This is a genomic window from Mycobacterium sp. E2238 (assembly GCF_001672665.1).
Lineage (GTDB): Bacteria > Actinomycetota > Actinomycetes > Mycobacteriales > Mycobacteriaceae > Mycobacterium.
On sequence record NZ_LZKF01000220.1, the window covers coordinates 21,235 to 32,161 of the forward strand.

The following is a 10,927-nucleotide window of genomic DNA, read 5'->3' on the forward strand; positions in this document are numbered from 1 at the left end:
ATCGGTGCAGACGAGCGACTGGTGTGACAGCTGTGACCGGAGCGGTCGAGCTACATGCTGGCGATCAGCCGCTTGACCCGCTCGTCAACCGCCCGGAAGGGGTCCTTGCACAACACGGTGCGCTGCGCCTGGTCGTTGAGCTTGAGGTGCACCCAGTCGACGGTGAAGTCGCGGCCCGCGGCCTGGGCGGCGCTGATGAACTCGCCGCGCAGCCGGGCGCGGGTGGTCTGCGGCGGGTGGTCGACCGCCTCCGTGATTTCCTCGTCGGTGGTCACGCGCGCCGCAAGGCCCTTGCGCTGCAGCAGGTCGAACACGCCGCGGCCGCGCTTGATGTCGTGATAGGCGAGGTCCAGCTGGGCGATCTTGGGGTCGGACAGCTCCATGTTGTAGCGGTCCTGATAGCGCTGGAACAGCTTGCGCTTGATCACCCAGTCGATTTCGGTGTCGACCTTGGCGAAGTCCTGGCTCTCGACGGCATCGAGCTGGCGCCCCCACAGGTCCACGACCTGCTCGATCTGGGCGTTGGGCTCCCGGGTCTGCAGGTGTTCGACGGCGCGGCTGTAGTACTCGCGCTGGATGTCCAGCGCGCTGGCCTGACGCCCGCCGGCCAGCCGCACCGGCCGCCGGCCGGTGACGTCGTGGCTGACCTCCCGGATGGCGCGGATGGGATTGTCCAGCGAGAAGTCGCGGAAGGGGACGCCGGCCTCGATCATTTCCAGCACCAGGGCCGCGGTGCCCACCTTCAGCATGGTGGTGGTCTCGCACATGTTGGAGTCGCCGACGATCACGTGCAGGCGCCGGTACTTCTCGGCGTCGGCGTGCGGCTCGTCGCGGGTGTTGATGATCGGCCGGCTGCGGGTGGTGGCCGAGGAGACGCCCTCCCAGATGTGCTCGGCACGTTGGGAAAGGCAGAACGTCGCCGCCTTGGGGGTTTGCAGCACCTTGCCGGCCCCGCAGATCAGCTGGCGGGTGACCAGGAATGGCAGCAACACATCGGAGATCCGGGAGAACTCGCCGGCCCGCACGATCAGGTAATTCTCGTGGCAGCCGTAGGAGTTGCCCGCCGAATCGGTGTTGTTCTTGAACAGGTAGATATCGCCGCCGATGCCCTCGTCGGCGAGCCGCTGCTCGGCGTCGATGAGCAGGTCTTCCAGCACCCATTCGCCGGCCCGGTCGTGGGTGACCAGCTGCACCAGGCTGTCGCACTCGGCCGTCGCGTATTCGGGGTGGCTGCCCACGTCGAGATACAGGCGGGCACCGTTGCGGAGGAAAACGTTGGAGCTGCGCCCCCAGGACACGACGCGCCGGAAGAGATAACGGGCGACCTCGTCCGGGGACAGGCGGCGATGGCCGTGGAAGGTGCAGGTGACACCGAACTCGGTCTCGATGCCCATAATTCGTCGCTGCACGTAATCGAGGGTACTGGTTGTCTCACCGGGAGGGCACGGAAGCCGCGCCTATGGGTCCCGACGAGTTTCGCGCGGCCCGCTAAAGCGTCTCCCGAGGGCTCACCCGCACCCTGGGCACCAGCGGTCCCAAAACCGCACCGGTGCGCTCGGTGTTCTGCCTGTAGCGAACACGAGGCGGTACGCGCGATTCAGCCCGCGGAGTCGCCGTTGGAATCCGGCGCTTCGCCATTGGTTTCCGGCTGCTTCGAATCCCCCTCGTGCAGCAGGTTTTCCAGGGCGGCCCGGTTGATCCGCCGGAATGCCCGCCGCGGCCGGTTGACGTCCAGGATGGCAACCTCCAGGCTGCCCACATCCGGAGAAAGATCGCCGTTGGAACCGTCCGCACTGCCGGCCCGTAACGCCTTCACGGCGATCTGCGTCGCGTCGCGCAGGTCCGCGTTCTCGGCGTAGGACTCCTTGAGCGCGCTGGTGATCGGCTCCGTCGTGCCGCCCATCACCACGAAATGCGGTTCGTCGGCGATCGACCCGTCGTAGGTGATGCGGTACAACTCAGGCGGTTTCGTCTCGCCGTAGTGCGCCACCTCGGCGACGCACAACTCCACCTCGTACGGCTTGGCCTGCTCGGTGAAGATGGTGCCCAAGGTCTGCGCGTAGACGTTGGCCAGCTGGCGCCCGGTGACGTCACGGCGATCGTAGGCGTAGCCCCGGGTGTCGGCGAACTGGATTCCGCCGCGCCGCAGGTTATCGAACTCGTTGAACTTGCCCGCCGCCGCGAAGCCCACGCGATCGTAGAGTTCGCTGATCTTCTGCAGGGACCGCGACGGGTTCTCCGCGACAAACAGCACCCCACCGGCGTAGACCAGCGCGACCACGCTCTTGCCGCGCGCGATGCCTTTGCGTGCGAGCTCGCTGCGCTCGCGCATCGCCTGCTCGGGCGAGATGAAATACGGAAAGCTCACTTCTCACCGCCATCGGGGCCGAAAGTATCTGCGCGCGAGCGACTTTCGATGACTTCGCGAGCCAGCTCGGCGATCCGACGCTCGGGCACCTCGGCCGCCCCTTCGGCGCCGATGGTGACCGCCGTCGGATAGATGCCGCGCACCAAGTCGGGTCCGCCGGTGGCGGAATCGTCGTCGGCGGCGTCGTACAGCGCCTCCACGGCCACCCGCACCGCGGAATCGGCATCGACGACTTGCGAGTACAACTTCTTGATCGACGACTTGGCGAAGATCGACCCCGAACCCACCGACTGGTAGCCCTCTTCTTCCACGTTCCAGCCGCCGGCGGCGTCGAACGAGACGATCCGGCCGGCACCCTCCGGATCGGGCGCGTCGATGTCATAGCCCGCCAGGAGTGGCAGGGCCACCAGGCCCTGCATGGCCGCGGCCAGGTTGCCGCGCACCATGATCGCGAGCCGGTTCACCTTTCCGGCGAACGTGAGCGGCACACCCTCGAGCTTCTCGTAGTGCTCGAGTTCGACCGCGTAGAGACGGGCGAATTCGACGGCGATGGCCGCGGTGCCCGCGATGCCCGTAGCGGTGTAGTCGTCGGTGACGTACACCTTTTTGACGTCGCGCCCGGCGATCATGTTGCCCTGGGTCGAGCGACGGTCCCCGGCGATGACGACGCCACCGGGATACTTCAGGGCCACGATGGTGGTGCCGTGCGGCAGCTGCGAGCCGGCCGCGCCGGCCTGCGCGCCGCCGAGGCTCGCCGGCAGCAGATCCGGCGCTTGGCGGCGCAGGAAGTCGGCAAAGGACGACAGGTCTACGGCGGGATTTGCCGGGAGTGGGGAGTTAGTGGACAGGCGGTCAGGGAAGGGCCAGGTCACTGTCCGCCCTTTTGGACGTATGCCCGGACGAAGTCTTCAGCGTTCTCTTCGAGGACGTCATCGATCTCGTCGAGCAGATCGTCGGTGTCCTCGGCTAGCTTCTCGCGGCGCTCCTGGCCCGCGGCCGTGCTGTCGGCGAAGTCGTCGTCGTCGCCACCACCACCGCCACGCTTGGTCTGCTCCTGAGCCATCGCCGGCCTCCTGCTTCATCTGAACTTGTCCAGCGGCTTGCTCGGTCCCTAAGCCACACTGCCCCGCTGGTATCTCTACCCTACCGGTCAACCCCGACGTTCCCCGGTCTAACCGGCTTAGCTGGTGAGTTGTTCCACCAGTTCGGCGGCGCTGTCCACCGAGTCCAGCAGCGCTCCGACGTGCGCCTTGCTGCCGCGCAGCGGCTCCAGCGTCGGAATCCGCACCAGCGAGTCGCCACCCAGGTCGAAGATCACCGAGTCCCAACTGGCCGCGGCGATGTCGGCGCCGAACCTGCGCAGGCATTCACCGCGGAAGTACGCGCGCGTGTCGGTCGGCGGGTTGTCCACGGCCTCCAGCACCTGATGTTCGGTGACCAAACGCTTCATCGAGCCGCGCGCGACGAGCCGGTTGTACAGGCCCTTGTCCAGCCGCACATCGGAATACTGCAGATCGACCAGATGCAGCCGCGGCGCCGACCAGCTGAGATTCTCCCGCTGCCGGAAACCCTCGAGCAGGCGCAGCTTGGCCGGCCAGTCGAGCACCTCGGCGCACTCCATCGGATCCCGCTCGAGTTGGTCAAGCACCTGCGCCCAGGTCTGCACAATGTCGGCGGCGCGGGGGTCGGGGTCGCGGCTGTCGACCAGCTTCGCCACCCGGTCCAGGTAAATCCGTTGCAGCGCAAGGGCGGTCAATTCGCGACCGTCGGCCAGCGCCACGACGGCCCGCAGGGACGGATCGCGGCTGATCGCGTGAACCGCATGCACCGGCCGGGCCAGCACCAAGTCGCTCAGGTCGATCCCGTGCTCCGGGCCGACCTCGATCAGGTCCAGCACCAGCGCCGTCGTGCCCAGCTTCAGATACGTCGACGTCTCCGACAGGTTGGCGTCGCCGATGATGACGTGCAGCCGGCGGTACCGGTCGGCGTCGGCGTGCGGTTCGTCGCGGGTGTTGATGATGCCCCGCTTGAGCGTGGTTTCGAGGCCGACCTCGACCTCGATGTAGTCGGAGCGCTGCGAGAGCTGGAAGCCGGGCTCGTCGCCCGACGGACCGATGCCGACCCGGCCGGAGCCGGTCACCACCTGCCGGGACACCAGAAAAGGGGTCAATCCGGCGATGATCGACGAAAACGGCGTCTGCCGCGACATCAGGTAGTTTTCGTGCGCGCCGTAGGAGGCGCCTTTGCCGTCCACATTGTTCTTGTAGAGCTGCAGCTTGGCGGCCCCGGGCACGCTGGCGACGTGCCGGGCGGCGGCCTCCATCACCCGCTCGCCGGCCTTGTCCCAGATCACCGCGTCGAGCGGGTCGGTGCACTCGGGCGCCGAATACTCGGGGTGGGCGTGGTCGACGTAGAGCCGGGCCCCGTTGGTCAGGATCATGTTGGCGGCGCCCACCTCGTCGGCGTCGACCACCGGCGGCGGCCCGGCCGAACGGCTCAGATCAAAACCGCGGGCGTCGCGCAGCGGCGATTCCACCTCGTAGTCCCAACGGGTGCGCTTGGCGCGCTGGATGCCGGCGGCGGCCGCGTAGGCCAACACCGCCTGAGTCGAAGTGAGGATCGGGTTGGCAGTCGGGTCGGACGGCGACGAAATGCCGTACTCGACCTCCGTCCCGATAATCCGTTGCATCCGTTCAGCGTAGGCCGCGCGACGATCCGTCCTCGCGCAGGGGGAAATCGGCGGCGCGAGGTTGTTGCGCCACTAGGGTGAGCCGATGTGGACCCAACTCGGCGCCGCACGCCGGACCGCAGGCAGTCGGCCGCGGCTGAACAGTGGTTCTTAGAGCGTGGGTTGCCGTCGGTGCTGACCCGGCGGGGCCGGTGGCGGCGGCTATGGCCACGCGCGGCGCCGGTGCTGGCGGCGTACGCGATGCTGCAGGCCTGCATCCTGCCGGTGTATCTGATCACCGGCGGCCACGACGTCGAAATCACGGGCACACCAACGACTTCCGAATTGTTCGTGCTCGTCATCGTCGGCCTCAGCCTGCCGCTGATGGCGCTTGCGGGCTGGCTGGTGTCGCGATCACGAAACGGGCGGGCACGCGCGACGATAGCGACGGCGTCGGTTGTGGTCGTAGCGTCCGTCGGGGTGGCGACCGGCGATGCCGCTCAACTGCCGCAGCAGGCCGCCGTCATTGCCGTCGTGCTGATCCTGACCGGCTTCGGCGTCGGTTCGGTGGTCGGCTGGGCGATGCGCATGATGTTGTCGCACTTCACCATGGTGGGCGCCCTGGCGGTCCGGGCGTTGCCCGTCGTGCTGCTCACCGCATTGGTCTTCTTCAACACCTACGTGTGGCTGATGGCCGCGACGATCAGCGGGAACCGGCTGGGACTGGCGATGGCGTTCCTGGTTTCCATCGCCGCGGCCTTCGTCATCTCCGCCACGGTCGAGCGGGTGCGGCCGATGCTCAAGTCGGCGGCGGTCCTGCCCGAAGACACCGAGCACCTAGCCGGCACGCCGTTCGCGGCGTTGACGGACAACCCGGACAGCGCCCCTTTGAAGAAGACGGAACGCCTCAACGTGGTGTTCGTTCTGGCCGCATCCCAACTGGCGCAGATCCTGGTGGTAGCAGTGGTCACCGCCACCATCTACCTGATTCTCGGCCTGATCGTGTTGAGCCCCGAACTGCTCAACGAATGGACCCACACCTACAAAAGCACCGCGACCGTGTTGGGCTTCACGCTGCCGGTCCCGGATTCGCTGGTGCACATGAGTCTTTTCCTGGGGGCCCTGACCTTCATGTACATCAGCGCCCGCGCGGCCGGCGACGCCGAATATCGGTCCACCTTCCTGGACCCGCTGATCGGTGACCTGCATGCCACGCTGATCGCCCGCAACCGCTACCGCGGCGCGGTCGCGCCGTCCGCGCTTGCTGTTGACGGCACCGACGGTAGTGACTAACTTCACCGTGTGTCCGCCCCCGAATCCGACCACGTCGGTAAACACGCGCTCGACCTGGCCGGAAAACGCTACGGCGAGGTGCTGCTGGTAACCGCCGGCGAGGCCGGCCCGCAGGCAACGGTCTACAACAGCTTCCCGCTCAACGATTGCCCCGCCGAACTGTGGTCCGCGCTCGACCCGCACGCCATCGCCGCCGAAAACGGTGTGGCCGCAGCGCTGCTCAACGGTCCGCGGTACTGGCTGATGAACGCCATCGAAAAAGAGGCCCAAGGTCCGCAGGTGACCAAGACCTTCGGCGGCATCGAGATGATCCAGCAGGCGACGGTCCTGTTGTCCTCGATGAATCCCGCGCCCTACATCCCCAACAAGGTCAATCGCCACACGGTCTTCGTCTTCAACGCCGGACAACAGATCTACGAACTCATCGACCCCCAGGGGCAGCACTGGGTGATGCAGACCTTGAGCCAGGTCGCCGACCCCAACCTGTCGCAAGCCGACCTGCCGCGCCTCGCCGACCGGCTCGACCTGCCGGCGGGGTGGACCTACCAGCCGCGTGTCCTCGCCGAGGAGCTGCGCGTGGACACCCGGACCCGCGCGGCCCAAGTGCTGCAGGACAATCTGACCAACAGCTACTCGCTGGTGACCGACTGACGGCTGCCAAAGCCGCCGAAACTTAAACCACGCACATCCGCCTCGGCGGGTCGCGTGCGTGGTTCAAGTGTCGCGGCGACGCGACTTAGAGCCCTACAGGTATTGGCCGAGGTTGGATTCGGTGTCGATGGCCCGCGATGCGCTCGAGCTCTTGCCGGTGACCAGCGTGCGGATGTAGACGATCCGCTCGCCCTTCTTACCCGAAATCCGTGCCCAGTCATCGGGGTTGGTGGTGTTGGGCAGGTCCTCGTTCTCGGCGAACTCGTCGACGATCGAGTCGAGCAGATGCTGGATGCGCAGACCCGGTTGCCCGGTCTCCAGCACCGACTTGATCGCGTTCTTCTTCGCCCGGTCGACGACGTTCTGGATCATGGCGCCGGAGTTGAAGTCCTTGAAATACATAACTTCCTTGTCACCGTTGGCGTAGGTGACCTCCAGGAACCGGTTGTCGTCGATCTCGGCGTACATCCGCTCGACAACCTTTTCGATCATCGCCCGGATGCAGGCCGCGCGGTCGCCCCCGAACTCGGCGAGATCGTCGGCATGCACCGGCAGCGTCTCGACCAGATACTTCGAGAAGATGTCTTGTGCCGCTTCGGCGTCGGGGCGCTCGATCTTGATCTTCACGTCCAGGCGGCCGGGCCGCAGGATCGCGGGGTCGATCATGTCCTCGCGGTTGGAGGCACCGATCACGATGACGTTCTCGAGCCCCTCCACCCCGTCGATCTCACTGAGCAGCTGCGGGACCACCGTGGTCTCGACGTCGGAGGAGACGCCGGTGCCGCGGGTCCGGAAGATCGAGTCCATCTCGTCGAAGAAGACGATCACCGGTGTTCCCTCGGACGCCTTCTCGCGGGCCCGCTGGAAGATCAGCCGGATGTGCCGCTCGGTCTCGCCGACGAACTTGTTCAGCAGCTCCGGGCCCTTGATGTTGAGGAAGTAGGACTTCGCCTCGCGCGCGTCGTCCCCACGCACCTCCGCCATCTTCTTGGCCAGCGAATTCGCGACCGCCTTGGCGATCAACGTCTTCCCACATCCGGGCGGGCCGTACAGCAACACACCCTTGGGCGGGCGCAGCGCGTACTCCCGGTACAGCTCCTTGTGCAGGAATGGCAGCTCCACGGCGTCGCGGATCTGCTCGATCTGGCGAGTCAGGCCACCGATGTCCTGGTAGCTGACGTCGGGCACCTCCTCCAACACCAGGTCTTCGACCTCGGCCTTGGGGATGCGCTCGAACGCGTAGCCCGCCTTGGTGTCGACCAGCAACGAGTCGCCCGGCCGCAACTTGCGCGGCCTGGTGTCGTCGTTGAGCGCGTCGGGGTGCCCCTCGGGCAGGTCCTCGGCCACCAGCGGCTCCGCCAGCCACACGATGCGCTCCTCGTCGGCGTGACCGACAACCAACGCGCGGTGCCCGTCGGCCAACAGCTCACGCAACGTGGAGATCTCGCCGACCGATTCGTAGGTGCCGGCCTCGACGACGGTCAGCGCCTCGTTGAGGCGAACCGTTTGACCCTTGCGCAACGACGCGACGTCGATGTTCGGCGAGCAAGTCAGGCGCATCTTGCGGCCCGAGGTGAACACGTCGACGGTGTCGTCCTCGTGCGCGCCCAGCAACACGCCGTAACCGCTCGGCGGCTGCCCGAGCCGATCGACTTCCTCCCGCAACGCCAGCAGTTGCTGGCGCGCCTCTTTGAGCGTCTCCATCAACTTCGAATTGCGGGCCGCAAGCGAGTCGATACGGGCTTCGAGTTGATGCACATCGCGCGCGGAGCGGGCACCGCTCTGCCCGGCCGCATGCTCGAGTTGCTCGCGCAGCAGCGCTGCCTCGCGACGTAATTCTTCCAATTCGGCAGCATCGCCGGGGGACATGCCTGACTCGCGGGGGGTACCGAATGATTCAGAACGCTCTGAGCCACCCATGTTGCGCTCCTTTCCCACACCGAATTGGCGCGGTGGATACTTCAAAGCTACCGGCGATTGACCAATGATGTGGGGAGTCAAATACCCACGAAAAGTTAAGATTTTTGTCTCGCTGGTAATCTCGGCCACTAATCTCGCTGATCGAAAGGGCCGCCGTGACCGCAAAAAGCCTCGCCACCGGCCCAGTCGGCTCAGCCGACGTCGGCGTGGCGAGCGCGGGTGTGAGTTCAGTTGCACCCGTTGGCCCGACCGCACGGCGGGTGCCCTTTTCGCGCAGCGCCCCAACCCCGCAGCCGGCCTGACCGACTGGATGCACCGACACCTGTCCGCAACGTTGAGCGCCGCCACCATCCTGGCGGCGGTCGGACTCTCGGGATGTTCGTCGCACCAGCAACCCCGAATCGCCTCCTCCGTGCCCGCGGCGGCCCCTGCCACGTCGAGCACGGTCGTCACCTCTCCGACTACCCCGCTGCCGACGCCTGAAGCCCTTACCGACATCTTGACCCGGCTCGTCGACCCGAACGTACCCGGTATCAACAAGGTGAGTCTGGTCGAGGGCGCCACCCCGGAGAGCGCGGACACCCTGGGCAAGTTCTCCAACGCGTTGCGCGACAACGGCTACCTCCCGATGACCTTCGTCGCCCACGACATCGCCTGGTCGGACAAGACCCCCGCCGACGTGGTGGCGACCATCGACGTCAACACGGCCCAACCGGCAAACGGCAGCTTCCACTTCCCCATGGAATTCACGCCCTTCCAAGGGGGTTGGCAGTTGTCCCGGCGAACCGGCGAAATGCTGTTGGCGATGGGCAAGTCGCCGGCGGCGACCCCGCCCCCCAACCCGGCACTACACGATGTCGCTCACGCCCGGCGCGGAGTTCCATACCCACCGCGGCTCGATCGCCCACGACGCGCTGATCGGGCTGGAACAGGGCAGCGTGGTCAAATCCAGCAACGGGGCGCCCTTCTTGGTGCTGCGCCCGCTGCTGGTCGACTACATCATGTCGATGCCCCGCGGGCCGCAGGTCATTTACCCCAAGGACGCGGCGCAGATCGTGCACGAGGGCGACATCTTCCCGGGCGCGCGCGTGCTGGAGGCCGGGGCCGGATCGGGGGCGCTGACCTGCTCGCTGCTGCGCGCGGTAGGGCCCGAGGGGCGAGTGGTCTCCTACGAACAGCGCGCCGATCACGCCGAACACGCCCGTCGCAACGTCTCGGTGTTCTATGGCCGGCCGCCGGACAACTGGGAGCTGATCGTCAGCGACGTCGGCGACTCCGATCGGCCCGACGGCTCCTTTGACCGGGCCGTGCTGGACATGCTCGCGCCCTGGGAGGTGCTCGACGCGGTGTCCCGCCTGCTGATCCCCGGCGGCGTACTGATGGTCTACGTGGCGACCGTGACCCAACTGTCGCGCGTCGTGGAGGCGTTGCGGGCCCAGCAGTGCTGGACCGAGCCGCGATCGTGGGAGACGCTGCAACGCGGCTGGAACGTGGTGGGCCTGGCCGTCCGGCCGCAGCACTCCATGCGCGGGCACACCGCGTTCCTGGTCTTCACGCGACGGCTCGCACCCGGCGTCATCGCCCCGGCGCCGTTGGGGCGCAAGCGCGAGGGCCGCGACGGCTAGCGGGCGCCTAGTCGTCGCTGCGCCGCAGGCCGCGCCGCACCGACAGCAGCTCGAACTCGGGGTGCGCTGCCACCAGCCGTTCGGCCGCATCCAGGACGTCGACCGCGTGGCTCCGGTCGGCGGACACCGTGGCCACGCCGATGCCCGCGCGCCGGTAGAGCTCATGCGAACCGGTCTCGGCCGCCGACACGCTGAATTTGCGCCGCAGCTCGGCGACGACAGGGCGGATCACCGACCGTTTCTGCTTGAGGGACCGGACGTCACCGAGCAAGACGTCGAACTCGAGCCAGCCGATCCACATGCCGGAGGTCAACCGGGTGGACTCGGGGGCGGCCGGCTCCGAAACCGGCGCTCTCCCCGTCGCGGGCGGCCGACTTCAAGCAGTGCCCGCTGTAGTACCGG

General features: G+C 67.1%; 9 protein-coding genes and 2 pseudogenes. 4 read left to right on the plus strand and 7 right to left on the minus strand.

The window, feature by feature from the left end:
- Positions 1–50: 50 nt before the first annotated feature.
- From pafA to dop, 5 genes are all read right to left on the minus strand, one after another.
- Positions 51–1,409 carry a Pup--protein ligase gene (gene pafA / locus A5711_RS20360; RefSeq protein ID WP_156673204.1) on the minus strand — a complete coding sequence of 453 codons (1,359 nt, stop codon included), beginning with the start codon at positions 1,407–1,409 and terminating at the stop codon, positions 51–53.
- Positions 1,410–1,597: 188 nt separating this feature from the next.
- The gene (gene prcA, locus A5711_RS20365; protein WP_067949684.1) at positions 1,598–2,368 is read right to left on the minus strand and encodes a proteasome subunit alpha; all 771 of its coding nucleotides are present in this window, start codon (positions 2,366–2,368) and stop codon (positions 1,598–1,600) included.
- On the minus strand, positions 2,365–3,240 hold the full coding sequence (prcB, locus tag A5711_RS20370) for a proteasome subunit beta (RefSeq protein WP_067949687.1): 876 nt from the start codon (positions 3,238–3,240) through the stop codon (positions 2,365–2,367). The genes prcA and prcB overlap by 4 nt, the downstream gene beginning before the upstream one ends.
- On the minus strand, positions 3,237–3,431 hold the full coding sequence (locus A5711_RS20375; protein ID WP_007170369.1) for a ubiquitin-like protein Pup: 195 nt from the start codon (positions 3,429–3,431) through the stop codon (positions 3,237–3,239). Before A5711_RS20375 ends, prcB begins: the two co-directional genes overlap by 4 nt.
- A gap of 117 nt (positions 3,432–3,548) precedes the next feature.
- Complete coding sequence (gene dop / locus A5711_RS20380; RefSeq protein ID WP_067949688.1) at positions 3,549–5,057, minus strand: pup deamidase/depupylase; 1,509 nt, start codon at positions 5,055–5,057, stop codon at positions 3,549–3,551.
- A gap of 87 nt (positions 5,058–5,144) precedes the next feature.
- On the opposite strand from dop, the gene A5711_RS20385 reads away from it, so the two are divergent.
- Positions 5,145–6,329: a hypothetical protein gene (locus A5711_RS20385; RefSeq protein WP_156745011.1), complete on the plus strand. Its 1,185-nt coding sequence runs from the start codon at positions 5,145–5,147 to the stop codon at positions 6,327–6,329.
- 9 nt (positions 6,330–6,338) lie between these two features.
- Complete coding sequence (locus tag A5711_RS20390) at positions 6,339–6,980, plus strand: hypothetical protein (protein WP_067949692.1); 642 nt, start codon at positions 6,339–6,341, stop codon at positions 6,978–6,980.
- A 93-nt stretch (positions 6,981–7,073) separates the two neighbouring features.
- Here the strand turns inward: A5711_RS20390 and arc are convergent, their stop codons facing one another.
- Positions 7,074–8,900: a proteasome ATPase gene (arc, locus tag A5711_RS20395; RefSeq protein WP_067949709.1), complete on the minus strand. Its 1,827-nt coding sequence runs from the start codon at positions 8,898–8,900 to the stop codon at positions 7,074–7,076.
- 310 nt (positions 8,901–9,210) lie between these two features.
- Between arc and A5711_RS27765 the strand changes: the two are divergent.
- Together A5711_RS27765 and trmI are read left to right on the plus strand one after the other, a co-directional pair.
- A pseudogene (locus tag A5711_RS27765) lies at positions 9,211–9,735 on the plus strand (hypothetical protein); the annotation flags it as partial.
- A 7-nt stretch (positions 9,736–9,742) separates the two neighbouring features.
- Positions 9,743–10,525: pseudogene (gene trmI / locus A5711_RS20405) on the plus strand (tRNA (adenine(58)-N(1))-methyltransferase TrmI); the annotation flags it as partial.
- Between the two features lie 7 nt (positions 10,526–10,532).
- On the opposite strand, the gene A5711_RS20410 reads toward trmI, so the two are convergent.
- On the minus strand, positions 10,533–10,826 hold the full coding sequence (locus tag A5711_RS20410) for a DUF503 domain-containing protein (RefSeq protein ID WP_067949699.1): 294 nt from the start codon (positions 10,824–10,826) through the stop codon (positions 10,533–10,535).
- Positions 10,827–10,927 lie beyond the last annotated feature (101 nt).

Coding starts and splice junctions, on each gene's coding strand:
- A5711_RS20375 (WP_007170369.1), bottom strand. CDS start 3,431: ATGGCTCAGGAGCAGACCAAGCGTGGCGGTGGTGGTGGCGACGACGAC.
- dop (WP_067949688.1), bottom strand. CDS start 5,057: ATGCAACGGATTATCGGGACGGAGGTCGAGTACGGCATTTCGTCGCCG.
- arc (WP_067949709.1), bottom strand. CDS start 8,900: ATGGGTGGCTCAGAGCGTTCTGAATCATTCGGTACCCCCCGCGAGTCA.
- A5711_RS20410 (WP_067949699.1), bottom strand. CDS start 10,826: ATGTGGATCGGCTGGCTCGAGTTCGACGTCTTGCTCGGTGACGTCCGG.